This window comes from Mucilaginibacter sp. P4_A11, assembly GCF_056402535.1.
The window spans coordinates 310,030-334,668 of record NZ_JBFUHE010000007.1 but is presented as its reverse complement, the minus strand read 5'-3'; the positions used below and the strand labels follow the sequence as shown (position 1 = coordinate 334,668).

At 42.9% G+C, this 24,639-nt stretch carries 19 protein-coding genes and 2 tRNA genes; 10 read left to right on the top strand and 11 right to left on the bottom strand.

What is annotated here, in order from left to right:
- Positions 1-54 precede the first annotated feature (54 nt).
- Positions 55-936, top strand: a complete 882-nt coding sequence (locus AC1DUD_RS16385; protein WP_477376186.1) for a LysR substrate-binding domain-containing protein — start codon at positions 55-57, stop codon at positions 934-936.
- A 53-nt stretch (positions 937-989) separates the two neighbouring features.
- Here the strand turns inward: AC1DUD_RS16385 and AC1DUD_RS16380 are convergent, their stop codons facing one another.
- Both AC1DUD_RS16380 and tilS read right to left on the bottom strand, forming a co-directional pair.
- Positions 990-1,472, bottom strand: coding sequence for a hypothetical protein (locus AC1DUD_RS16380; RefSeq protein ID WP_477376184.1), 483 nt, complete (start codon positions 1,470-1,472; stop codon positions 990-992).
- On the bottom strand, positions 1,469-2,806 hold the full coding sequence (gene tilS / locus AC1DUD_RS16375; protein ID WP_477376182.1) for a tRNA lysidine(34) synthetase TilS: 1,338 nt from the start codon (positions 2,804-2,806) through the stop codon (positions 1,469-1,471). Before tilS ends, AC1DUD_RS16380 begins: the two co-directional genes overlap by 4 nt.
- A 102-nt stretch (positions 2,807-2,908) precedes the next feature.
- Between tilS and AC1DUD_RS16370 the strand changes: the two genes are divergently transcribed.
- From AC1DUD_RS16370 to AC1DUD_RS16345, 6 genes are all read left to right on the top strand, one after another.
- On the top strand, positions 2,909-5,431 hold the full coding sequence (locus tag AC1DUD_RS16370) for an OstA-like protein (RefSeq protein WP_477376180.1): 2,523 nt from the start codon (positions 2,909-2,911) through the stop codon (positions 5,429-5,431).
- Between the two features lie 275 nt (positions 5,432-5,706).
- On the top strand, positions 5,707-5,952 hold the full coding sequence (locus AC1DUD_RS16365; protein WP_377026671.1) for a hypothetical protein: 246 nt from the start codon (positions 5,707-5,709) through the stop codon (positions 5,950-5,952).
- A 330-nt stretch (positions 5,953-6,282) separates the two neighbouring features.
- Positions 6,283-7,368: a Gfo/Idh/MocA family protein gene (locus tag AC1DUD_RS16360; RefSeq protein ID WP_477376177.1), complete on the top strand. Its 1,086-nt coding sequence runs from the start codon at positions 6,283-6,285 to the stop codon at positions 7,366-7,368.
- Between the two features lie 3 nt (positions 7,369-7,371).
- A complete protein-coding gene (locus AC1DUD_RS16355; RefSeq protein ID WP_477376175.1) occupies positions 7,372-8,106 on the top strand; it encodes a glucosamine-6-phosphate deaminase in 735 nt (244 codons plus the stop codon).
- Positions 8,107-8,287: 181 nt separating this feature from the next.
- The gene (locus tag AC1DUD_RS16350) at positions 8,288-10,003 is read left to right on the top strand and encodes a GMC oxidoreductase (RefSeq protein WP_477376173.1); all 1,716 of its coding nucleotides are present in this window, start codon (positions 8,288-8,290) and stop codon (positions 10,001-10,003) included.
- Between the two features lie 27 nt (positions 10,004-10,030).
- A complete protein-coding gene (locus tag AC1DUD_RS16345; RefSeq protein WP_477376171.1) occupies positions 10,031-10,789 on the top strand; it encodes a 3-keto-disaccharide hydrolase in 759 nt (252 codons plus the stop codon).
- Between the two features lie 79 nt (positions 10,790-10,868).
- Here the strand turns inward: AC1DUD_RS16345 and AC1DUD_RS16340 are convergent, their stop codons facing one another.
- From AC1DUD_RS16340 to AC1DUD_RS16330, 3 genes are read right to left on the bottom strand one after another with little or no spacing between them, the layout of a single operon-like run.
- The gene (locus AC1DUD_RS16340) at positions 10,869-12,572 is read right to left on the bottom strand and encodes a CocE/NonD family hydrolase (protein ID WP_477376169.1); all 1,704 of its coding nucleotides are present in this window, start codon (positions 12,570-12,572) and stop codon (positions 10,869-10,871) included.
- 28 nt (positions 12,573-12,600) lie between these two features.
- Positions 12,601-13,299: a LytR/AlgR family response regulator transcription factor gene (locus AC1DUD_RS16335; RefSeq protein ID WP_477376167.1), complete on the bottom strand. Its 699-nt coding sequence runs from the start codon at positions 13,297-13,299 to the stop codon at positions 12,601-12,603.
- Positions 13,296-14,495 (bottom strand): sensor histidine kinase, encoded by a 1,200-nt coding sequence (locus tag AC1DUD_RS16330; protein ID WP_477376165.1) that lies wholly within the window; start codon positions 14,493-14,495, stop codon positions 13,296-13,298. The genes AC1DUD_RS16335 and AC1DUD_RS16330 overlap by 4 nt, the downstream gene beginning before the upstream one ends.
- A 404-nt stretch (positions 14,496-14,899) precedes the next feature.
- Between AC1DUD_RS16330 and AC1DUD_RS16325 the strand changes: the two genes are divergently transcribed.
- From AC1DUD_RS16325 to AC1DUD_RS16315, 3 genes are all read left to right on the top strand, one after another.
- Positions 14,900-15,217, top strand: coding sequence for a hypothetical protein (locus tag AC1DUD_RS16325; RefSeq protein ID WP_477376163.1), 318 nt, complete (start codon positions 14,900-14,902; stop codon positions 15,215-15,217).
- Between the two features lie 99 nt (positions 15,218-15,316).
- Positions 15,317-15,391: transfer RNA gene (locus tag AC1DUD_RS16320), tRNA-Val, on the top strand.
- Positions 15,392-15,533: 142 nt separating this feature from the next.
- Positions 15,534-15,608, top strand: a tRNA-Val gene (locus tag AC1DUD_RS16315).
- A gap of 126 nt (positions 15,609-15,734) precedes the next feature.
- On the opposite strand, the gene AC1DUD_RS16310 is transcribed toward AC1DUD_RS16315, so the two are convergent.
- The 6 genes from AC1DUD_RS16310 to AC1DUD_RS16285 form a co-directional block, all read right to left on the bottom strand.
- Positions 15,735-16,574: an endonuclease/exonuclease/phosphatase family protein gene (locus AC1DUD_RS16310; protein WP_477376161.1), complete on the bottom strand. Its 840-nt coding sequence runs from the start codon at positions 16,572-16,574 to the stop codon at positions 15,735-15,737.
- A gap of 18 nt (positions 16,575-16,592) precedes the next feature.
- Positions 16,593-18,392: a RagB/SusD family nutrient uptake outer membrane protein gene (locus AC1DUD_RS16305; protein WP_477376158.1), complete on the bottom strand. Its 1,800-nt coding sequence runs from the start codon at positions 18,390-18,392 to the stop codon at positions 16,593-16,595.
- Positions 18,393-18,412: 20 nt separating this feature from the next.
- Positions 18,413-21,949: a SusC/RagA family TonB-linked outer membrane protein gene (locus AC1DUD_RS16300; RefSeq protein WP_477376156.1), complete on the bottom strand. Its 3,537-nt coding sequence runs from the start codon at positions 21,947-21,949 to the stop codon at positions 18,413-18,415.
- Between the two features lie 115 nt (positions 21,950-22,064).
- The gene (locus AC1DUD_RS16295; protein WP_477376154.1) at positions 22,065-23,021 is read right to left on the bottom strand and encodes a FecR family protein; all 957 of its coding nucleotides are present in this window, start codon (positions 23,019-23,021) and stop codon (positions 22,065-22,067) included.
- 78 nt (positions 23,022-23,099) lie between these two features.
- Positions 23,100-23,702, bottom strand: coding sequence for an RNA polymerase sigma factor (locus AC1DUD_RS16290; RefSeq protein WP_477376152.1), 603 nt, complete (start codon positions 23,700-23,702; stop codon positions 23,100-23,102).
- A 64-nt stretch (positions 23,703-23,766) separates the two neighbouring features.
- On the bottom strand, positions 23,767-24,540 hold the full coding sequence (locus AC1DUD_RS16285; protein WP_477376150.1) for a M17 family peptidase N-terminal domain-containing protein: 774 nt from the start codon (positions 24,538-24,540) through the stop codon (positions 23,767-23,769).
- Positions 24,541-24,639: the final 99 nt, after the last annotated feature.

The window sequence follows — 24,639 nt, the reverse complement described above, 5'->3', positions numbered from 1 at the left end:
TACATTTGTAAAATAGATTGTTTTAATAGAATTGATAGGCAAAAACGATTGATTATGGAATTACGTCAATTACAGTACTTTGTTAAAGCTGCCGAAACCATGAACTTTACCGAGGCTGCAGCTGCCGTGTTCATTACACAAAGTACCCTATCGCAACAAATCAAACAGCTTGAGGAAGAACTGGGTATGCTCCTGTTCGACAGGATAGGTAAACATGTGCGCATTACTGAGGCCGGGCATATATTTTTAACCCATGCCCGAAAAATCCTTAACGATGTACAGCGAAGCAAGCAGGCCATTAGTGAATTGCAGAATGCCACCACGGGCGAGCTGAACCTCGGCGTTTCATACGCTTTTACCTCTTTGCTATTACCGGCGCTGGCCCCGTTCAGTACCAAATATCCGGGCATCAAGATCTTTATTACTTACGGTAACCCCGAAGAACTGGAAAAGAAACTTCGCCTGGCCGAACTGGATATGATCCTGGCTTTTCATAATGAAAGCGACGACGAAGATCTGGAAATGCAGCTGCTGTTCAGCTCGAGCGTGGTGATGGTGGTATCCAAAAACAACCCACTTGCCGAACTAAAAAAAATAAGCCTCGAAGAACTGGCCAAACAGGACCTTATTTTGCCGGGTAAAGGATTCAGCTCGCGAGAGTTTATCAATGAGTTGTTTAACCGTAAAAAGATAGTGCCCAACATCAAAATAGAACTAAACGACGTACATTCATTGCTGGCCCTGGTTGAGAATGGCCATTGGGCAACTATCCTGAACGAAAAAGCCATCATCGGCTGGAACAAAGTAACCGCTATCCCCATCGAATCAAAAGAGATCAAACGGCAATCATACATCCTTTGGCAAAAAGGTGTTTACCGTAAAAGAGCGGCTATTTTATTTATTGAGGAATTGATGCGGGTGATGGAGAGTGAGTAATACTAATGGAAAATTCTCTTCCCCCGTGGTCGTGTCCTCACGACCAGCGCGGATTACTTTTTCATCTCTTCCCTTACTGCCCTCAAAAATTCATTAGGGTGTTTGGAACCGATGATGTAAAGCAGGCCATCGCGGTCGGTAAGGTGGATGGCTTCGTTACCTGAGGTGAAAAAGCGGATAGTGCCTTTGGTATGCAGGTTATAAACAGGATTATTGAACATATAGCGGCTATAGGTACCCTTTTCAACTTTAACAATGCTGTTCAGATCTATTTTCACCAGCTTGGTTGTCCAAAGCCCGTCAAGCATAACGCTTTTGTTTTCTACACGGGTGCGGAAATGTAGCAGGAATCCAAGGATAATGGAAATGATGATGATAGAAAAACCTACAACAACCAGTAAATCGCCGTTGCGCTCGCGTTCATCAGTAAAAAAGTAGGCTGCAAAACAAAACATGGCTAAAACCAGGCGTATGGTTAGCGGTATAAATTCCCGGCCAAGGTATTGCTTTTCAGTAAAAACGGATTTATCGCTCATGTTAGTTTAAACAGTTCGAAGATAGTAACTTTTTTAGTGTTATCACTCACTTTATACCTTTCGTCGGGGCGGTAGCCGCCAATCCATATAATTTCGCCGTTGCCGTTTACAAGGATAGGGATTTCTTCCTTTTGGTGCAGCGGCAGTTTTTGGTTAATGAAAAAGTCGCTTAACTTTTTTTTGCCCTTCATCCCCAAAGGGAAAAAATGATCACCATCCTGCCAGCTACGGATCCTGAGCGGATATATCAGTTTATCTGCATCAATTGATACAGCCAACGGGTTATCTTTTATAATCAGCGGACTATCATCATGCAGCAAATTCACCCTATAAACGCCGAAATTGGCTTCATGGTCTGTGGTCTTGATAATAACTTCGGCAAGCTGCGTGGTAGTTTTGGGTTTCAGGATAATGTTATCACGGTCGAGCAACAGGGTATGTGTCCCTGATTCAAATACCCGGCCGGAGTGTTTATCAAGCGAAGCAATGAGATCTTCGATAGTAGCTTCATTAAAACCATATTCATCGAGCAGTTTAAAAAGCAACAGCCGTTTGGGATTTAGTTTTTTTACTTCGGCAATAGGGAGATAAGTAACGCCATCATGTATCTGCGGCAGCGTCTGTCTTATTTCATCAAGCTTAAGCTCAAGCAAAAGTTCCAGGTCGCGGAAATGCAGCAAGCTGTTTTCAAAAGTTTTTTCGAGTGATGGATTCAATTCCTTCAGCTTTGGCACAACTTCCAGTCTGATCTTATTGCGGGCATATTTAGCCGAAGCATTAGAGCTGTCCTCTACAAAAGTTAAACCTTCGGTAGTAACAATAGTCTGTATCTCGGCACGGGTGAGGAACAACAGTGGGCGAACCAGTTTACCGTTTTTGGGTAAAATGCCATGCAGCCCGGCAATTCCGGTACCTCGTGTAAGGTTTAACAATATTGTTTCAATAGTATCGTTTTGGTGGTGAGCAAGCGCAATAACCTCATAACCTGATTGCTGACTGATTGTATCAAACCATTGATAACGCATGTCGCGGGCTGCCATTTGGATCGAGATCTTGTTTTGGGCCGCGTATTGCTCCGTATCAAAGTTTACAGTATGAAAAGGTATGCGAAGTGCTGTGGCGAGGTCACGGCAAAAGGCCTGGTCGCGCAGGGCTTCATCGCCGCGCAGCTGAAAGTTGCAATGGGCAATGCCAAAATCATAGCCTGCAGTATTAAGCAGGTGCACCATTAAAACCGAATCGATGCCGCCGCTTACAGCCGCCAGTATTTTGGTAGCGGGTGTAAATAAAGCATTTTGCTCAATAAAATTAACAAACTGATTAACTGGCAGCATTCATCAAAATTATTAATTTAATAACCCCAACAAAAAACTAATTTTGCCATTGTGAGGAAATATGTTTTATGCTTTTTGTTTTTGGCGATAGCAACTGCAGCTATGGCTCAAAAAAAATCAATTGTAAACCTGATACAATCTGAACGAAGCACCGGCACAAAGGTTAACGGCAGGCAACTGATCAAGGTATATAAAGGTGTGTTTAAGCAGGATTACTCCCTCCTGCGGTCGGATAGTGCTTACTTTTATCCCAACGAAAACGCTTTTGACGCTTTTGGCAATGTAAACATAAACCAGGGCGATACGCTGAATATATTCTCGGATAAGCTGAACTATAACGGTAATACCAAAACAGCCATCCTTACCGATAATGTTAAAATGGTTGACCGCGATGCCACATTAACCACCAATTACCTTACCTATAATACAGCCAGCCGCATAGGTACCTATACAGGCGGCGGAAAACTGGTTAATAAGGATAATGTGCTCACGAGTAAAAATGGCTACTATTTTGCCTTCAGCCGCGATTCTTATTTCCGGTACAATGTGGTACTTACCACACCCGATGCGCTTATAAAAACCGATACTCTTAAGTACAATACAGGTACTCGTATAGCTTATTTTTTCGGGCCAACCAATATTTATGGCACCAAGGATAAGGATACCCTGTACACGGAGAACGGCTTGTATAACACCGTTACGGAGCAAGCTTATTTCGGGAAGAAAAATTCATACAGGCAGGGTACCAAATCATTAAAAGGGGATAGTCTTTTTTATGATAAGCTAAAAGGCTACGGTCGGGCGGTAAAAAACATCACTTTTGAAGACCGTGAGCAAAAGGTAACTATTAAAGGCGATCTGGGTACCTATTACAGAGCCGAGGAAAAAACCGTTGTTACCGAAAACGCTTATGTGGTACTGATCTCCGAACAAAAGGATACCAGTAAACCCGATACCACAGCTAAACAATTGCCGGCAGAAAACAAGAATGCTAAAGCATCGGGCAAGAAAGTGACCGATCTTGCTAAAATTGCCGGTGCTATAAAACCCGATAGCAGCCACAAGGCCCCGGCCAATACCATGCCGATTAAGCAGCCTTTTGCAATAGGTAAAAAGGATAGTGCCAATGTTGATATGGCAACCAAGCTGGTACAAGGCGCTTTACAAAATAATAAAGATACAAATGCAGATGCCCTGATAAAGGCGGCAACGCAGGCCAAAAAAGGTAACGAAAAACTGATTGATTCAGCACTGAAGGCTGCGGCCCCTGCATTAAAAAACAATAAGGATAAAGTAGGTATAAAAAACATAGGCAGCCTTGCCGGAGTTGCCGATGCCATTAAGCCCGGCGTTGCTAAAGTAACAGGAAAGCTTATACCCGTAAAATCTTCTGTGGCGCCTAAAGACACCAGCCACATTAAACGCGATTCGATATACATGACTGCCGATACTATCGAAACGCAGATCATGACCTATAAAAATCAAAAAATTTACCAGGAACGTCAGCGTACTTTACGGGATACTACATTGAAGCAACGCAAAGTGGCGGCTGATAAAAAATCGTCGAAATTTTTGACGGCTTATTATATAAAGGTGCCTAAAGATACCAGTTATTTTCACCGTGAGTTTTTTGGAAAGCCTAAACCGGTAAATGATTCATTACAACGCAAAAAGGATGCACTTGCAGCTATCAAAAAAGCAAAGCAGGACAGCATAGCCCGTGTGCAAATGCAGCGTGACCCGGTTTTCAGACAATATCCTGTCAACGTGAAAGATACAGCACGGGTGAGGATGCTTATCGGGCACCATCATGTCAAGATCTTTAAATCGGATCTGCAGGCTAAGTCCGATTCGGTATTTTACAGCAATAGCGACTCAACAATGCGCATGTATGTGAACCCCATTATCTGGACACAAGGGTCGCAATTGAGCGGGGATACGGTATATATGCAAATGCGCCACAAAAAGCTGGATAATATTGAATTGTTCCCATCTGCATTTATCGTAAATATTGAAAAAGACGATTCAACGCATTTTAACCAGGTTTCGGGTAAAAAGATGCGGGGCTATTTTAAGGATGATAAGCTGGACGAGATGTACACATTCGGCAATGCCGAAACCATATATTTTCAGCGCGACAGCGGCAAGGTTTCGGGTATGCAGCGCTCATTAAGCAGCAGGATCCGTACCGTTTTTAAAAAGAACCAGGCTACGGATATCTACTTTTTAACCAAACCCGAAAACCGGTACATCCCTATCGAAAAAGTAAAGGAGGACGACAAGATCCTGAAAGGATTTTTATGGAAGCCTAAAGAGCGACCTGCTTCTAAAGAAGACATTATAAAAAAGAGAAGCAAAAAGGCAACTACTACAAAGCCACCTGCAAAAAATACCCCGGGCAAGCCAGGTACCACTAAACCTGCAGCAGGTATGAAGACAGACAGCCTAAAAGGCCCCGGACAAAAAAACATGCAGGATAGTACCCTAAAAGTTGATACAGCGAAGAATAATACGATAAAATTTAAAAAGGATACGATTATCAGAAATTTTGCCCCAAAACCATCCGGAAATGAGCAGAAAAAGGACAGTATTGTTAGCAAAATGCCATCTGTTAAGAAAAACTGAGCCAAAATGAAAAAAAAGTAACATTTTTTATCAAAAAAATTAGTCTACTTATTCTATAGTGCTTATATTTGACTAATTGTTATTATCGTTCTAACCAATTAGTTCTTTATGATAAATAATGAGGTCAGTCAACTTAAATTTAAAAAAGAGACAGCCGGCGGGCTATCTCTTTTTTTTTCTGCCTGTTTTTAAAGGATGTTGAAACACCTGTTTTTATTTATTAAATAAAGTAAACATCATGTATCCCGGCGTGTTATCCCAATAAACAAACCGCCATGATCGATCAAAAAGACACCACACCTGCTGCCAAAGATGGGAAGTACGAATTCCTGATCAACTATTCAGAACGTGAGCTTACCTGCCGTGTTGAAAAAGAGCAAAACAAGCTTCATGTTTTTATCGATAACAACATCAACGCTGAACTTGAATTACAACCCGACGGTAGCCTTACCCAGGCCAGCGGTAATGCCCTGCCCGAATCAACAATTGAGTTTATTAAAAAGCATGTGCTGGAGCAGTAAAACGTTAAACAGAACAAGATTTCTATCTCGTCAAATTTTTTGATCCCGTTAATTTTTAGGGTGAAATGGCATCTCTACCCGTCATGCTGAACTTGTTTCAGCACCCCATAGGACGGGTATGCGATTTGATTAGCAAGCGGCTTAGCAAATGGGGTGTTGAAACAAGTTCAATATGACCACTATTTTATTGTGTCATGGGTGGGGACGAAGTACCGATCTTCCAAAAATTTTCAATTTTTAATTATTATTCGTTAATCTTGAATAGTATTCTGAACCAGGTAAATCCTGTGCGCTGTCCCAATTATCAGCGCTATATTATATATACGTTTTATGAACAAAACTAAAGTTGCCATACTGGGTGCCGGTTTTATTACCGATATCCACATGGAATCGTACCATCGCTTTATCCCTGAAGCCGATGTTGTGGCCTGTTACGCCCGAAACCCCGAAAAAGCTAAAGCCTTTGCCGAAAAATACCATATAGCCCAATGGTTTGACGATATTGATAAGCTCATTGCCGAATCAGGGTGCGAGGTAGTAGATATCTGCCTGCCCAATTATTTACACGCTGAAGCCGCCATAAAAGCTGCCAAAGCAGGCAAGCATGTGATTATTGAAAAGCCGCTTGCCGTTACGCTTGAAGAGGCCGATGAAATGATTGCCGTATGCAAGGCCAACAATGTAAAACTGATGTATGCCGAAGAGCTTTGCTTCGCACCCAAATATGAACGGGCAAGGCACCTGGTAAAAGAAGGCGCTGTTGGCGAGATCTACATGCTGAAGCAGGGCGAAAAGCATTCGGGGCCGCATTCGGATTGGTTTTATGATATCAATTTTTCGGGCGGTGGGGTGATCATGGACATGGGTTGCCATGCTTTAGGTTGGTTCCGCTGGATGCTGGATAATGCCAAACCTAAAAGCGTTTATGCCAGTATGAGCACGGTACTTCATAAAGGCCGTACCAAAGGCGAAGATAATTCTGTAATTATTGTTGAGTTTGAAAACGGCGTAACAGCCGTGGCCGAAAATAGCTGGGCTAAACATGGCGGTATGGACGACCGCTGCGAGATCCACGGTCTTGGCGGCGTTATTTATGCCGATCTGTTTATGGGCAATGCGGCGGTAACTTACAGTCGTGATGGGTATGGCTACGCCATGGAAAAATCAGATACCACGCAAGGATGGAGCTTCACCATTTTTGAAGAAGCCTTCAACCAAGGCTATCCGCATGAGCTAAAACACTTTATTGATTGTGTACAAAACAACAAAACCCCACTGGTAACCGGCGAGGATGGCAGGGCTGTACTTGAACTCATCTACGCGGCTTATGCATCGGCAGGGGCAGGCAAAAAAATAGAGCTGCCTTTTTCGGCAAAGGTTGATAAACCTGTAAATCTTTGGCTCAATAATAAATAGAAAATGAAAATACATACATATCCTGATTACAACACCATGTCAAAAGCGGCGGCCGACCTGGTGGTTACCCTTGTTAGCCAAAAGCCTGACGCGCTTATCTGTTTTCCCTCAGGCGAATCGCCAGCCGGTTTGCTTAGCTACCTGGTTCAATATGCAAATCGTGGCCTGGTTGATTTTAGCCAAACTAACTTTGTAGGCCTTGATGAATGGGTAGGCCTCGACCGAACCAATGACGGCAGTTGTACTTACTTCCTCGAAAAACATTTCTTTAAGCCGCTTAATATCTCACCCAACAAAGTGAAATTTTTTAATGCTATTGCCGATGACCTGGATGCGGAATGCCAGGACATGAATAAACATATTGATAAGCTTGGCGGGTTAGATATGATGGTGGTTGGTGTGGGGCTCAATGGCCATATCGGTCTTAATGAACCCGGTGCCAATTTTCATTCGTATGCGCATCACTCACCTTTAGCTCCTATTACGGTTGAAGTTGCTCAAAAATATTTTACTACCGATACTGTTTTAACCGAGGGCATTACACTTGGTTTAAGGCACCTGGCCGAAGCCGCGGTACCGGTGCTGATAGCCAGCGGAAGTAAAAAAGCGCCAATTATTGCCGAGGCCTTACAGGGCTGTGTTACCAATGACGTACCTGCTTCCATATTTAAAACGCTGCAAAACGCACAGGTGTTTCTGGATGAAGCAGCGGCGGCACAACTGAGCTTAACAGTATAAATCGTTATGCAGATATGATGAGCTGAAAGCTTAAGGCAAAAAGCCGAAAGCTAAAAATTTAAAGCTTTGTGCTTTTAGCTTTTAAGAGCTTAATGCTTTAGGCCTTTAGCTTTGTGCTTTCAGCTTTTATATAAAACCTATTGCCAATTAAACAGTTTATTAACCATAACCAATTGTACCAATGCCTGATGAACCTAAAAATACTGACGGTCAGTTTACTTATGATGCTATTGTAATAGGCTCGGGCATCAGCGGTGGATGGGCAGCTAAAGAGCTTTGTGAGCAGGGTTTAAAAACCCTGGTACTTGAACGTGGCAGGGATGTGCAGCATATCAAAGACTATCCCACAGCAACCATGGATCCCTGGGAGTTTAAACACCGGGGGGCTATGACCAAGGCATTTTTGAAGGAAAATCCGCTGATAACCCGTGCAGCAGGTTACGGCGAGGATGATGCCCACTTTTTTGTAAAGGACAAAGATCATCCGTATATCCAGGAAAAGCCTTTCGACTGGATTCGTGGTTACCAGGTTGGTGGTAAATCGCTTACCTGGGGCAGGGCCTGCCAGCGCTGGAGTAAATACGAGTTTGAAAACCCGGCACGTTTTGGGTATGGTATTGAATGGCCTATAGGTTATGATGATGTAGCGCCATGGTACTCGCATGTGGAAAAGTTTATTGGTGTTTGCGGTAATAAAGATGGCATTGAATCCATGCCCGACGGCGAGTTTTTGCCACCATTTGATATGAACGCAGTACAGGAACATATCAGCAACAGAATAAAAGAAAGCTATCCAGACAGGCACCTGGTACATGCCCGCTGGGCCCATATTACCGAGCCTAAGCAGATCCACATAGATCAGGGCCGGGTTAAATGCATGGCCAGGAACCTGTGTATGCGTGGCTGCCCGTTCGGTGGTTATTTTAGTTCAGTAAGCTCAACGCTGCCCTGGGCAAAAAAAACGGGTAACCTCACTATAAGACCATTCTCGGTTGTGCATTCCATTATTTATGATGAAAAACAAGGTAAAGCTACAGGGATAAAAGTTATTGATACCAATACCAAACAGGAGTTTATTTACAAGGCGCGCATTATTTTCATGAATGCTTCGGCATTGAACACCAACCTGATCCTGCTTAATTCTAAATCAGAGCGGTTCCCGAATGGCTTGGGTAACGATAATGGTTTGCTTGGAAAGTATGTTGCTTTTCAAAATTACCGGGCATCGGTAACGGCTGATATGGACGGCTTTTTAGACCGCTACTACTTTGGTCGCAACCCTACAGAGCTGATCCTGGCCAACTATCGTAACCTGCATAAACAGGAAACAGATTATAAAGGCGGTTTCACCACATTTATGGGCGCTTACCGCAACCGGGGACCAAAAGAAACCACTGAAGGCGAAGTCGGTGGCGCTTACAAAGATTCGCTTACCGAGCCGGGCGGCTGGAGTGCTTACATGTACCTGCAGGGCGAAACCATACCCAAAGCCAGTAATCATGTGCGTTTAAGTACAGAGGAGAAAGATCAATGGGGCATTCCTTTGCTGATAACTTCGGTTGAATATGATGATAATGATGAGCGCATGATCAAGGATTTTTTAACCCAAACTGCCGATATGTTTGAAAAAGCAGGCTGTACCAATATCCAAAAGCATGAAAATAAACAGGCTCCTGGCTTGGATATTCATGAAATGGGTGGCGTACGGATGGGGAAAGATCCTAAAACATCGCTGCTTAACCAGTGGAACCAGTTGCATTTATGTAAAAACGCATTTGTTACCGATGGGGCCTGTATGACCAGCACAGGTAATCAGAGCCCGTCAATATTGTATATGGCCTTAACTGCCCGAGCTGCTACTTATGCCGTGGGCGAATTTAAAAAAGGAAATCTCTAAAACATATTAACTAAAACATAGCACCAAATGAACAAGTTATTTTTAATAGCACTGACAGCCATAGCCCTAAGTGGCTGCCATTCATCTACCCCCAAAAACTATAATAAGGACAGTACAAGTATTGCCGATACTAATCAAAAAAAGGATAGCACTGCTTCGGCATTTGAGCCACTGTTTGATGGTAAAACTACAAACGGCTGGCATGCCTATGGTAAACCGGCACCGGGTTTAGCCTGGAAAGCAGAAGATGGCGTGCTGCACCTTGACGCTTCGCAAAAAGGTGATTGGCAAAGCAAAAATGGAGGCGATATGGTAAGTAACGAGGAGTACGGAAACTTTGACCTTAAGCTGGAATGGAGAATCTCAAAAGGCGGGAACAGCGGGATTCTGTTTCTTGTAAAGGAGGATACCACCAAATACAAATACAGTTACTTTACCGGTCCCGAATGCCAGGTAGTTGATAACAAGGAAAACGAAGATGGCAAACTCATCAAACACCGTGCAGGCGATTTGTATGATCTGATCTCCATATCGAAAGAAGTAGTTAAACCTGCCGGCGAGTGGAACCAGGTAGAGATTGTTTGCAACAACAGCAAGCTTGATTTTACCATTAATGGCGAGCATGTACTGTCAACGACCCTTTGGGACGACCATTGGAAAAAACTGGTAGCGGGCAGTAAATTCAAAGAATGGCCCGATTTCGGAACGTTTAAATCAGGGCACATCGTGTTGCAAGACCATGGCGCTGATGTTTGGTACAGGAATATCGAGATTAAGAAGTTATAAGGTATGCTTCTCTAATAGAACCCAGACTTACGAAGTTTTTAATTTCTTGCTTCCTGGCTCTTGCCGTCTTGCGTCTTATCTATCGCAACACCGGCACATTGATATAACTATCATTAAACCACTTTATCTGCAGCGGTATTTTGGCATCGCGGATAGTTTCATCGCTCACATTCCTCCCCGTTCCGTAATTGATCTGTTCAAAAGGACTTTTGTTGATATTGAGCAGGATCACTATGCGGCTGCCTTTACTGAACTGCCTGCTGGTGATGTAGGTGTTAGTAAACGGAATAGTTTCCATTTGTCCCGGTTTTAGCAGGTGCCTTTTCTCTGGATTAGTAGCATAACTGGCCCTGCCCATAAAATAGCTAAGGTAAAAATATTTGCCATCGGGCATTTCCTCAAACATCACCACATGGTAATCCAGATCCTTTTTATTGATGATAGTCTTTAACACACCCGAAAACGCGCCGCTGACAGTAAGCGGTTTTGTAAGTGGATCACTTTTAAAAACAAGACTGCTGCCGGTGTTCAGCGTATCATAAATAAACTGGTTTAAAAAGTAATAACTGCTGATGCTATCCCGGTTGGCAAAATTGACACTTTGCGATGCGAAAGCTTTTTTCAATGGTTTAACCGGGCTTAAGCGGGAATTATCCAGATAAAGCTTCAGGGTATCATTGCTCATTTGCTTGAGCGAGGGCACATGCTTCCACTCATTGCTGCCCATAACTTCAAAGTTGAACTTGTCTTTCAAAAAAACTGGTTTAGGTTTGTTTTTGAAGATATAATCAAACCACTGGTAAATAATTTCGTGAATGTTGATCCGCGCCGCATCATCAATGCGGTAACCATTCAAAACCGAATCGGGATGTCCCTGTGAGCCGAAATGGCCGTAAGGTCCGATGATCACGTAATGATTGGCGTTGGAGTTATATTTCAGATGTTCGCGATAATAGTACATGCCACCAATCTGTCCGCCGTCGTAATACCCCGTGGTTGTTAACACCGGTATGTTGATCTCTGCAAATTCTTTTTTATAGGGAATCATATTCTGCCAGTATTGATCATAAGTTGGATGTGCCACCCAATGCCCGAACATATGATTAACCTCTCTGCCGGTAAGACTGTCGAGCGTGTGATAAGCTAAGCCTGTGTTATACCATTTCCAGTACAGCTGGTTCCATTGTGGTCCGTTATAATCTTTTTCATCCAGGAATTTGTTGTTACTGGTGTAATACGTCCACGAAAAAACAAAGCTCATTTGCACGTTATTGGTCATCGGTACATCAAGTCCCGGCGCTACGGCAGCCGAAGGCACGATGGTTTTAAGTGCCGGATGAAGTTTTTTAGTAGCCGCCCACTGGGTAAATCCATTGTAGCTTCCGCCGTACATACCTACCCGGCCATCACTCCAGGCCTGTTTGCTGATCCAGTCTATCACTTCATAAGCATCGCGTCCATCGGTTTCATAGGCCAGCGGCTCGCCAGGGCTGTTCCATTTGCCGCGTGTATAGGCCATTACACCGACATAGCCCCTATCCGCAGCTTCCTGGATTTTTAATGAATCTGAACGACGGGCATAAATGGTGAACTGGAAAATGGTTGGTAGTTTTTCAGTTACCCCTTTTTTGCGGGCTATCATTACGGTAACAAATGCGCCGTCGTGTGTTTTTAGCAGTACGCTATCCCGAAGGTAAGGTCCTGCCGCTTTTTTGTTTTGTGCCGATGCTATGCTACCGAAAATAAGGCATAGCAGTAGCAGGGAGAATAATTTTCTCATCATTTTAAGTGGTTAATATGTAAAGGTTGATTTACTTACTTGCTGCCCATTGCCTGAATTTTGCCGATTGCCGCTCGGAAACCTCCAGTTGGGCACCTGTACTAATTGTTATTTTTAAACGACTATCCACCGTTGTTATGGTTTGTATGTATTGCCGGTTAATAATCTGCGCACGGTTAACCCTAAAAAACAGCTCACTGTTCAGTTTATCCTCCAGCTGATTGAGCGAGGTTTTCAGGAACACCTTTTTATCGCCAAAAAAAATCCGGGCGTAGTTATCCATCGATTCGATGAGGTGTACCAAGCTCCATTGAATAAAATGGTATTGCTGCCTGTCTTTCACAAAGATCTGCCCGGCAGGATCTGCTTTACTTAACCGTTGCCTTGCTTGTACTATGGTTTTTTCAAATCTTTCATCACGGATAGGTTTTAACAGATAATCAAGCGCGTTAACTTCAAATGCTTTAACCGCGTATTGATCGTAGGCCGTTGTAAATATCACTGATGGTGCTTGTTCCAATGATTCAAGCAGATCAAAGCCCGATTTTTCGGGCATTTGAATATCTAAAAAAAGCAGGTCAGGTGCATGCTCTCCAATCGCCTTCAGGGCATCGTCTGCATTGGCAGCTTCCCCCACAATTTCAAAATCAGGATAATCCCCAAGCAGGCGCTTTATCTCATTTCTGGCGGCGCGTTCATCATCAATGATCAAAACCCTTATCTTTTTCATGCCAAAGGAATTTTAATGGTTGCCGTAACTATATCATTAGCCTCACTAATGGTAAAATGAGCCGTGCCTTTGTATTGCAATTTCAAACGTTCGTTCAGGTTTTTAATCCCTAACCCATCGTTTTCTTCAACAGGTTTTAACCTCCCGGGATTACTTACTGATATGGTCAAAGCGCTTTGCTCATTGTTTAATTGTATATTGATGAGGCCACCTTGCTTTTGTTGCCCAATGCCGTGTTTAATGGCATTTTCAACGAGGGTTTGAATACACAAGCGGGGAAGCATAACATTTTCAGGCCCGTTGTTAGTTTCAATATGATATTGAAGCCGCTCTTCAAGCCGGAGTTTTTCCAATTCCAGATAATCTTTAACCAGCTCAAGTTCTTCTTTTATGGCGATCAATTGTTTATGGCCGTTGTAAAGCGAATTCCTTAGCAGATCGGCCAGCAGGTCGATTGCCCGCCTTGCAGATTTAGGGTCATCAATAACTAAAGCTTTAATGTTATTTAAAGAATTGAACAGGAAATGCGGGTTAAGTTGCGCAGACAGGTTATTCAGCTGTGCATCGCGTGTGATAACCTCCAGCCTGGCATTTTCCTTAGCTATGCCTATTTCGCGTTTAGAATAATGGTACATATGATAAGCCAGTAGCCAGATAGACATCAAGCGTACCCCCGCGACAAAAATGCTATCGCGGTAAAAATCAAAAAAATCACCGAACGGTTCTGAAAACCCACACTGAAACCACACCTTGAAAAAGTAAACTTTTGAAACGGTTACAAACAGGTAAACCAGGCCCAACACTATAACCGCGGGTATCAGTCTTGACAATAATTTGTTTAATCCAAGATTTTGCCAGCCCAATTTTAAGGCAAGGCAACGGTATAAATGAGTAATGAGAATATAGATAGCAACATCGGTAATAAATTGAAGGATGCCCAGCAGCCAGTTAAACCCAGGTTGGCTGTAACCTGTATACCCCCAATAAAGCGCCGCAACAGACCAGCCAATGAGCTGACATTTCCAATAAAGTGATATGGGTACCTGTTGTTTCAATTTGTTTGCTGCCGATTTATTACCAAAGCAACAAAAACTATTATACAGTTGAAAGATAAAGTACATGAGCGTAAGTATTTGGGGGATGAGTGCGGCTATCGGACCGATGTCATTTACTCCTTCATAACCCGCCGGATTCATGCGCTTATGTTCTTCCTTTATTATTTATCATGGCCAGGAGGAACGACGAATTGATAACGCTTGTTATTTAGTAATATTTAATTTCAGACAGCCTGTAAAGCGGTTCATGCCAATAAAAAAAGGTCGAAATACTCTCGCAGTATTTCGACCCTACATCTACCTATGAAAAACAACCCTTTGAGAAGGGTAATAACATTTATTCAAACGAAATGCCAATCAGTAAAAATTAGCTTATTTACCTAAAAAACAGCTTTTTAATATTGCGTAAATGTTAAACTGTAGAATTTTTACCCAAATAAGGGTGCGATTTCCACACATCGGGAAACGGACATAAATTCAAACAATTTTATCCCTTAAATGCTTATTAAAAGAAACCATCCCATATAAACTTTGTTAACCCAATTATGGACTATAATGTATATTTACTGGCAACCGATCCTCAAAACCCCTGCAGGGATGTGATCCACTCCAGGGATACACGCCTCAAGGTAAAAGTTTACTGCCTTGATGAGGAGCGCTTTAGTCCGGATGACAACGAGATTCAGCTTTACGGCTATGCCGACCATAAGCTTTACGCTTTTGAAACAGTTAATGTTGCTGCCGAAGATGCGCTGGATTTAGTTGGCGCTATACAATGGTACGCCCACTATATTGAATTTCCGGAAATGGAAATCCTCCCGGAAGATCCCCGCCCCCGTGCCCAGTACCGGGATGTAAAGTAACCAGCATTCTTATTTACTGAAAATCAGTCACATAAAAATTTTTGAAATTTTATTTTGACAAGCAAACATCAACTCCTATATTTGCAGTCCCAAAAGCAAGGGAGCTTAGCTCAGCTGGTTCAGAGCATCTGCCTTACAAGCAGAGGGTCACTGGTTCGAACCCAGTAGCTCCCACAAAAAGCCTAACAGCAATGTTAGGCTTTTTTATACTTGCATCTTTGGTAAGATACTTCATAAAAGTATTTGCATTATATGGCAAAGTGATTTAACTTCGCCACTCGGTTTTACCAGTTATAATGGCAAAATCAAAAACAAAGGGAGCTTAGCTCAGCTGGTTCAGAGCATCTGCCTTACAAGCAGAGGGTCACTGGTTCGAACCCAGTAGTTCCCACAGGAAAAGCCTAACAGAAATGTTAGGCTTTTTTATTTTCAGACTGTGTTAAATCATCCAGCCAAAATCCATCCCACAAAAAAGGGGCTGCCTCCGGCAGCCCCTCAACAACAAAAAAATATCCTCCTACAAATTCACTTCCGCCAATACAGGAAAATGATCTGATGGAAATTTACCATGATAGCTATCACTTAAAATACCCCATCTTTTAACATCCACTTTACCGGTTGTAAAAATATGATCGATGACACCATTTGATTTTAAAGCTCTTCCAAATGAGTTAAAAGAAGCGTTAAACTCATAGGGTTGCACTGCCTGGCTGTAGGTATCAACTAAATAGTTTGAGGTAGCCAGGCGCTGGTACCAGGTGCTGTTATGATCGCCGTTCAGGTCGCCGGTAAATATGGCTTTTTCGTTTCCTACAATCTCCTTGATCTTCTTCAGGATCAATTTACCGCTTTCTTCGCGGGCAATTTTTCCCTGGTGATCAAAGTGTGCGTTAAAGAAATAGAATTTCTTTTTACTTTCTTTATCCTGCAGGTAAACCCATGAACAGATGCGGTTGCAGCAGGTTGCATCCCAGCCTAATCCCGGCTTTTCGGGGTTTTCAGACAGCCAGAAATCACCTTTTTTCAACAACACAAAACGGCTCTTTTTAAAGAAAATGGCCGAATGCTCGCCGGCATCTTTACCATCGTCACGCCCTAAGCCATAACGTTCATATTCGGGCAGGGCGTTGCTCAAATCATCCAGCTGATTTTTCAAGCCTTCCTGCGTACCAAAAATATCAAACTGGTGAAAGCGGATCAGCGCTGCAGCAACAGGCGCCCGGTTTACCCATAAATTACCAGTATCCCGTGGGTTGTCGTATCGTAAATTAAAAGTTCCGGCAATTAAGTGCTGTGCATGGCCTTGCATGCATACCAAAGCAAATAATGCGGCAAATAAATATTGTTTTATTTTCATGATATGTATCTGTAATAATTATTGTTCCCAGCCTGGGTTTTGGCCTAATTTAGGGTTTTGAAGCCTGTCTGTTTCCGGGATAGGATACAGATAAAACTTGTTATCCCATTTACGCGCAATGGTTGTTAACCAGGTAAGCTCGTTATCGCTGTTTAGCCTTTGCGGGTTTGATGTGCCGCTGGTTAAGGTTGGCGCAACACTAACGTAGGTTACCCCGGCAATCTGATTTTCTTTGGCAGGCAGCGTGGTATAAAAGCAAACATCAAGTATGCCATCTCCGTTCAAATCAAGCGGAACATTCAGGGCCGGTACGTAAAAACCATTCCAGGTTTGATCCATCAATTCGCCTCTTTTCCATCTTACAATATCATTAAACCTGAAACCTTCAAACGCAAGCTCGATACCGCGTTCGCGACGAATCTCCAGTATCGAAGCATCAGATATGGCCGGGAAATAATTTGTTTTAAGATACTGATCGGCAATAATAGGTTTAGTATTGGTACTGCCGGTTATGCCCGCCCGGCGGCGTAAAGCGCCTATGGTTTGGTTCCAGTCGGCATCAGTAAGTGTGCCTAATTCGGCTTTAGCTTCAGCATAGTTCAACAACACTTCGGCATAGCGCATAATTGGTACCGAGTTTGTATTACGTTTACCTCCGTCCATGGAGGCATCATCCTGTGTTAATTTTATTGGCTGATAGCCGGTGTAAGTGTACGAAAATACCGGAGGCGCAATTTGTTGTGTAGCACCATTAAGGCGGGTATAGTTACCCATACGGATGGTTTGCTGCAAACGCATGTCACGACCTTTTACCTCTTCAACAAAGGGCATGGTTTTGTAACCCGGCTTATCGGTAAACGGCGTGCCATCAATATTAAGATAGGTATTTACAAATGTGCGGGTAAAGCTCAACCTGTCGCCATAAGTGGCACTTGTCCAATACCAGTTCGAATCGTTAAAAATACCCAGTGCCGGATCAGATATAGCGGCAAGGATCACTTCTGATGATACCGGTGCCTGGCTGGTAAACAACGCCCGGTACGATTTATCGGTCCCCCCGGCAGTGTTTAAATTAAAACCACCTTCGGTCATTACTTTTTGGGCAGCATCGGCAGCCTTGGTTAGTAAGCCGTTTACTGATGATTGCAAGCCATATTCATCATGGTACTTACGGAAAGTACCTTCAAAAAGGCAAACCCTCGATTTAAAGGCGTAAGCTGTGTATTTTGTGATCAAACTGCGGGTGTTATCAGTAGTTTTGATATATAAACCGGCATAATCCAAATCGGCCATGATCGAATCGACCACCAATGTCCTTTTATCCCTTGGGTTATACAATGCAGGGTCATCAACTTTCATGGTTTTGTTGTACCATGGCACATCACCAAAGCGTTTCAATTTATCAAAATAAAACCAGGCCCTGAAAAAGCGCGCTAAGCCAATAAAATGCTGGCGATCTGCGAGGGCAACTTTCGGATTATTACAATTCTCGATAAAGTAATTAATGTTGCGCAAACCAGTCCATGCCCAATCAGTGCTTTGACGCGGACCATAAGCACCTGGTCGTAAAAAGTCAGGCACGGACGTCCTTGCCGCATAATCAGACATGGCATCACTCCGCACAACCGCACCGGCATCAGGCAGGATTTCATAAAAGGAGTTGGCATATAATTGCAGCCCCGTTACGTTGCCAAAAACGTCGCTGCTTTTAGCTGTGTCCTGTGGCAATTGGTCTAATTTTTTACAGCTAACTGCAATAAAACTCACAAAAAGCATTATTGCCGATAGCTTTATGTATGTTGATTTTAAGGAAAACATATCTGTAGCTTTTTAAATGATTAAAATGTTGCGGTTAAACCTAAGGTTACACTCTTTAATATCGGGTAGTTATTTCCGTTACCGCTTTTACCATCGGTAACAACCCTGTCTGATCCGTTAATGCTTTCCGGGTCGATATCTTTGGTAACTTTATACAGTGGTGACCACGTTAACAGGTTCTCGCCCGAAACAAATACACGCAAATTGTTCAGCTTAATTTTTTGGATGAGGTGCAATGGCAGGTTATAACCTACCTGAACGTTTTTCATGCGCAGGTAAGCAGCATTTTGCAAATATTTGGTTTGCGCCTGGGTTAGCTCGGCTGATCCGTTTTGAGCAGAGTAACCACGGTACCTTGGGAAATAAGCGTTGGGGTTATCTTCCGACCAGATCTTTCCTAACTGTGATTGAGGAACCTTGTTATAAGGCCTGTTGTATTGCCCCCAGAAAACACTTGCTTCCGAACCAGGATACCAGTCGCGCTTAGCTACGCCCTGAAAAAATGCTGAGAAAAAAAAGTTATTCCAATCGGCATCAACACCTATACCATACGTATATCGTGGGGTAGCATTACCAATAACTTTTTTATCGCCCGGTTTATTTACGGTTTGATCGCCGTAATCAATTACACCATCTCCATTCAAATCTTTAAACTTGATATCACCCGGCAAAAGCTGACCGGTTGTTGATGCTTTGATCAAGGTTTGTTTAGGCGAGTTGGCAATATCCTGCGCCGATGTAAAGTAACCGGCTGTTTCAAAGCCCCAAATCTCTCCTACAGTTTGGCCTGCATAATAATCGTCTAAACGTTTATTAGGGTTGTTGTATTTAGTGATCTTAGAAGTATAATCGGCCATTGTTAACCTTACGCCGTAGTTAAATGGTTTCGCGCCCGCATTAAATTTGTCGCGCCATGCTACGGTTACTTCCCAGCCTTTGGTTTTCAGGTTGGCGTAGTTACCTTTAGGTACATCGGTAGCAAAAACTGCAGGCAAGGTCATACCAACTGTAAACATGTTATTGGTTTTACGGATGTAAGCATCGCCCGAAATGGTTAAGCGGCTTGATAACATGCCCAAGTCTAAACCAAGGTTCTGGGTGTTTGAAGTTTCCCAGGTTAACCCATCGGGCAATACACCCGGCTGACCGGTTTTTTGAGGAATCACACCATTCAGGATCCTTGGTGATTTTTCAATTTTGAATTTCTCCTGAAACGCGTATGAACCGATACTGCCATTACCCAACGAACCATAAGAGGCCCTCACTTTTAAATTAGTGATCAAATCTTTAGATACATTCCAAAACGGTTCGTTCGAAATTTTCCAGCCGGCAGATACCGAAGGGAAAAAAGCGTAACGCTGATTGGCCGGGAACTTTGACGAACCATCGTAACGCCCATCGGCTTCAATCAGGTAACGATCTTTAAACGAATAATTTAAACGATAAAAACCACCTACAATATCCCACTTGTCCCAACCACCTATTGTAGTGATCCCCTGGCCAAGGGCAAGATTGATATCAGTAGCATCGTCAGAAAGCAATCCGTTGCGTGTAACATCAAGCGCTTTTTGGGTTGATTGCTCAAAGTTAAAACCTGCCAATGCTTTAAAATAATGGCCGCCATTCAACTTTGGCTCAAATTCGCCGTAAGTGTTTGTAGCGACGTATTGGATGCTTTGGTTATAATTTTCAAGATCGTTATAGGCAGTACCTAAGTATTCAATTACACCTGGTTTACGGCTGTAAGCTACAGGTACACGTTTACTGGTTTTGCCGTTATCAGTATTTTGGAAAGTGAAATCACCTTTAACGCGAAATGTATTATCAAAAAACTGGGCTACAAAGCCGGTAGTATTCCTGAATACCCTGTTGTTAAAATCGATACCGTTTTTGCCATAGTAAAAATCACCTACCGAATAAGCAGCAGAATAAGTAAGCGTACCATCAGGATTGAATAAAGGCACCATAGTGTGGCCTTCATCCTGTATATTTCTCCATACGCTGCCTCCCTCGCCCACATTTTGCGGGTTATGGTATTTCACGTTAGAGTAATCGGCATTGTTATAAAGGCTCAACCACGGATATACCTGCAAAGATCCTTTAGCTCTCAGGTTATAAATCTTGTAATCATCGGAGTTATAACGGAACAAACCATCCTGTGAAAAATAACGACCGGTGATCAGGAAATCGGCCTTACCGCTGTTGCCTGATACAGAAAGGTTATGTTCACGGGCTTCGTTATGATCTTTGTAAAGCAGTTTGTAATAATCGGTATTGCCGTAATATTCATATTCACCCGCACTGTTAACTATTGTTGAAGGTAACGACGGATCAAGGGAATGCTTTCTGAGTTCCTCTAAATATGCAGGAGAAAACTTAACTGTTTTGTTGATGTTTTGCGGTGTTTGCGAATAATCATTCCAGGCACTCCAGGCCTCGTTAAACATTTTCGCAAAAGTATACCCATCGGTAACAAACTTAGGTACTGCAGTTGGGCTTTTAACCGAATGGTTAAATGAATAGGTAACGCTGGTTTTTTCTTTCGACGGACTTTTAGTGGTGATCAGGATTACGCCAAAAGCACCCCTTGCACCATATATTGAAGCCGAAGCTGCATCTTTTAGAACCGATACCGTGGCCACATCATTAGGGTTTATCCTGCTTGGATCGCCTTCGACACCATCAACCAAAACCAATGCGTTTCCGCCCTGACCGATAGAGGTAGTACCCCTTACGTTGTACGATGGCGACTGAATAGGTTTACCATCAAGCGGTACAAGGTTAAGGTTGGGAATAACGCCCTGTAAGCCTTGGGTTAAGTTAGGCAGCGAACGGTTTTCAAATGCTTTTGAAGTAACCTGTTCAACAGCACCGGTTAAATTTTGCTTCCTCTGCGTTCCGTAACCAACAACCAGTACCTCATTAAGCGTACCTGATTGCGCCACAAGCGTTATAGGGTTAAGTTGCGTAACCTCGCCCGCTTTTATTTTTACGCCCGGCACACGTTTGGACTCGAACGAAATAAAGCTTACCATTAAGGTATAATTACCCTCATCGGCACTTATGGTAAAATCGCCATTAATATCGGCTTGTACCCCTTTACTTGCTTCAATCAACATAACGGTGGCCCCTGTTAGCGGTGCACCTTTTTCGTCGATAATTTTCCCTGTAATTTTACCGGGGACAGCCTTTGGCTGTTCTTTTTTATACAAGGTAACAGTACCCGATACCTCTTCTTTAAAACCAATACCGGTATTGCCAAAAAGCCTTTTTAATACATCGGCCAAACGCTCGTTATTAAAAGATTGGTTTTTAATTTGCACATCGGCCAAACCAAGCAGTTTAGGGTCGTACGCAAATTCAATACTACCGGCATTTTCAATTTTTTTAATGGAACTTAACAGCGTTTCATTTGAAAGGGAAACGCTAACGCGTTTTTCAAAAACCTGTCCTGTACTTGGCGCGGCTATCAATACACCTGCGCCCGCAATAATAATGGTGTAAATCAGAAAAGTGATACGCATGGCTTTACTTAAGCAACGTAAGTTTTTTTTCATACTTTTGAGTTCTTAGTGGATTTTTAACGGAGAAACTAAGGGCATAAGCAAATAGGGCTCAATCTATTAGCTTTGCGAACTAATGGCCGGATCTGCTACAGACCGGCTTTTTTTATTAATACATGGTTACGTCATTGTTTTGCCTCCTGCAACTGTTTTTATGGATTGAACATATAAGCCTCAAGGTTTCATCAACCGTGTGCGACTGGCTGATGATGATATTGTATTTGTAGGTATCTGTTTGCTTGTTTTTACTGGTGAGTTTTACACCGTAAATGTTATTTACGGTTAGGGCCAGTTCCCGGAAAGATGCATTGCTGAGTGCGCTTCGCCCTTCTACCCAGCCTTTGCTTTTTTCGCCATTGTAGCTGCTTAGTTTATAGCTGTGTTCCTGCAATGAATAAACAGCCCTTTGATTAGGCATAAGCACGGCCATTTTGCCTTGCTTATCGCGTACTTCCACATGGCCGGTGCGGAGCGTTACGGCCACATAGTTTAACTGGTTATACGCTTTAACATTGAATGAAGTACCCAGTACTTTTGTAGTCACGTTGCTGGTGACTACCAGGAATGGATGGGCAGGATCGTGCTTTACTTCAAAATAAGCCTCACCCTCATCCAAATAAACACTTCGGGTTGTGTTTTTTTCAAAACCTTCAATGATGCGGATGCGTGACATGGCGTTGAGCCAAACTGTAGAACCATCGGGCAGTTCCAGCTTTTTTACCTGCCCTATACCTGTTTTAAAAATGGCATATGTTGGTTTCTGTTGTTCCTGCTGCTGCGCTATTTCACGGCGTACAAGCAAGCCTGCTGTAACCAGCACAATGATTGCCGCAGCAGCTGCATACCTAATAAAATTGAGTCTTCGTATTTTGGGAGGTTTGTTATTTACGCGTTCTTTTGCGTAGCTGTAGATCTCGCTTTTTAACTGCTGCTCTTTAGCGACAGGCAATGATCCATCAATATCATCATATGATTGATACCATTCATCAACCAGTTTGCGCTCCTGCTCGGTAGCTTTATTTTTAAGATAGCGGTCAATTAATTTTTTAAGCTCCGACGAATCCATCCAGTTTTGTGCTTTTTACTGGGATGTTGCACAAAACCGCTTTTACTACTTCTATTTTACATCAAGTTTCCGTTAACTTTATGTAAACAGGATCACCAAACAAATAAAGCAGTTAATATAACGATCGGGGTATTCAACTTTAAGGCGGCGCTTTAAACGTTTTAGCGCTTCGGTAATATTATTTGATACGGTTTGCTCGGCAAGATTAAGATTTTCGGCTATTTCCTTTACCGAGTAGCTATCGCTCCGCAGCAGGAAAGCGTGCTTCATATTAACCGGCATTTCTTCTACTTCTTCGCTTACAATTTTTTCGAGGTTAAAATAAGAGGACAGATTTTCTTCTTTATAAATGATATCATTCATACGGGATAATGCATTCTCCATAGCATTTTGCCTGATACCTTCCGAACGAAAATGATTTAATACTTTACGTTTAACAGCACCAAATAAAAACTGCTCAAGAGAGGTATTTATCTGTAGTTCATTCCGCTTTTGCCAAACATCTATTAACAGGTTCTGAACAATATCTTTCGCGGCCTCATCGTCACCTAACCTTACCTGCGCTGCTATAAAAAGGGATTTCCAATATCGGTTGAACAATACATCAAAAGCACTGATGTTATCGTCTCTAAGCATTTCCAACAGTTCATGATCAGCAGGAGGATTGTCAAATTGTTGCATCCGCCAAAATTAAACAACCAACGTAAAGTAAAAGTTAAATAACAAACTGATCATGCAGAAGTGCTTAATTACCCTTTGCGGTACCAACAAAAGCTTTAACCGCATCGCCTGTAGTTTGAAAATAAGCAGGCCCGGCAAGCAGCGTTATTTTGGTTATAGGTTGAGAAGAGCTCAACGAATGATCTTTCAAAAACCGCTCAGTTTCATAAGCATTTACCGCCCCTTTGATAACATTCACAGCAACAGCGCCGGTAGGCGAATCAATGCCGGCATCTTTTAAATCGCTGGCATGCGAATAGCTGCTCACCCCTAACCGCAAAGCTTCACGCATTTCTACACGGCCAACACTGGTCATCAGCTCCGGGTTAAATGATTTCCGGTCGCCAAGCCCAATGATCAGCAGCTTTTCGGCAGGCATGCTGCCGGCGGGTGGTGTAATCAATATGGTTTCCAGTGCATGGCCTTCAAACCTGCCGCTCTTTCGCAATTCGGTAAGCATTCCTTTCAGGGCATCATCTATGTGTACCAAACCGTTAAGGTTACGCGGCAATGCGGGTGGTGAATTAAAAATATCTCCTTCGGTGTATTCAAAAACGCAAATAACCTGTAGCGGTGTCTGCTGATTAGATGGTGCCTGAACAGCTGTTGCGATGGTTATCCCATCAATTTGGCCTAATACTGCCGATGTTCCGGCGGCGGGCAACGCTGGTGCTTGTGTTTGTGCCCACCCGTTTGTAAAAGTTATTAAAACAATGGCTGCACTGGCGATAAGCAACCGCAAGGAACCTGTATGAGATTTTGCAGATGGTTTTTGAGTTATTGTTATAGCGTATTCCATAATGACGACGTTTAAATTACCGATACGTCAAAAATGAGGGAAATAGAAAAACAAAAAGATGACGTAGATTAAGAAATACGGGATCCCTTAAAAAGCATC

Bases quoted from the DNA above. Each gene is read 5' to 3' on its own strand.
- AC1DUD_RS16385 (WP_477376186.1), top strand. From the start codon at position 55: ATGGAATTACGTCAATTACAGTACTTTGTTAAAGCTGCCGAAACCATG.
- AC1DUD_RS16380 (WP_477376184.1), bottom strand. From the start codon at position 1,472: ATGAGCGATAAATCCGTTTTTACTGAAAAGCAATACCTTGGCCGGGAA.
- tilS (WP_477376182.1), bottom strand. From the start codon at position 2,806: ATGCTGCCAGTTAATCAGTTTGTTAATTTTATTGAGCAAAATGCTTTA.
- AC1DUD_RS16370 (WP_477376180.1), top strand. From the start codon at position 2,909: ATGGCTCAAAAAAAATCAATTGTAAACCTGATACAATCTGAACGAAGC.
- AC1DUD_RS16365 (WP_377026671.1), top strand. From the start codon at position 5,707: ATGATCGATCAAAAAGACACCACACCTGCTGCCAAAGATGGGAAGTAC.
- AC1DUD_RS16360 (WP_477376177.1), top strand. From the start codon at position 6,283: ATGAACAAAACTAAAGTTGCCATACTGGGTGCCGGTTTTATTACCGAT.
- AC1DUD_RS16355 (WP_477376175.1), top strand. From the start codon at position 7,372: ATGAAAATACATACATATCCTGATTACAACACCATGTCAAAAGCGGCG.
- AC1DUD_RS16350 (WP_477376173.1), top strand. From the start codon at position 8,288: ATGCCTGATGAACCTAAAAATACTGACGGTCAGTTTACTTATGATGCT.
- AC1DUD_RS16345 (WP_477376171.1), top strand. From the start codon at position 10,031: ATGAACAAGTTATTTTTAATAGCACTGACAGCCATAGCCCTAAGTGGC.
- AC1DUD_RS16340 (WP_477376169.1), bottom strand. From the start codon at position 12,572: ATGATGAGAAAATTATTCTCCCTGCTACTGCTATGCCTTATTTTCGGT.
- AC1DUD_RS16335 (WP_477376167.1), bottom strand. From the start codon at position 13,299: ATGAAAAAGATAAGGGTTTTGATCATTGATGATGAACGCGCCGCCAGA.
- AC1DUD_RS16330 (WP_477376165.1), bottom strand. From the start codon at position 14,495: ATGAATCCGGCGGGTTATGAAGGAGTAAATGACATCGGTCCGATAGCC.
- AC1DUD_RS16325 (WP_477376163.1), top strand. From the start codon at position 14,900: ATGGACTATAATGTATATTTACTGGCAACCGATCCTCAAAACCCCTGC.
- AC1DUD_RS16310 (WP_477376161.1), bottom strand. From the start codon at position 16,574: ATGAAAATAAAACAATATTTATTTGCCGCATTATTTGCTTTGGTATGC.
- AC1DUD_RS16305 (WP_477376158.1), bottom strand. From the start codon at position 18,392: ATGTTTTCCTTAAAATCAACATACATAAAGCTATCGGCAATAATGCTT.
- AC1DUD_RS16300 (WP_477376156.1), bottom strand. From the start codon at position 21,949: ATGAAAAAAAACTTACGTTGCTTAAGTAAAGCCATGCGTATCACTTTT.
- AC1DUD_RS16295 (WP_477376154.1), bottom strand. From the start codon at position 23,021: ATGGATTCGTCGGAGCTTAAAAAATTAATTGACCGCTATCTTAAAAAT.
- AC1DUD_RS16290 (WP_477376152.1), bottom strand. From the start codon at position 23,702: ATGCAACAATTTGACAATCCTCCTGCTGATCATGAACTGTTGGAAATG.
- AC1DUD_RS16285 (WP_477376150.1), bottom strand. From the start codon at position 24,540: ATGGAATACGCTATAACAATAACTCAAAAACCATCTGCAAAATCTCAT.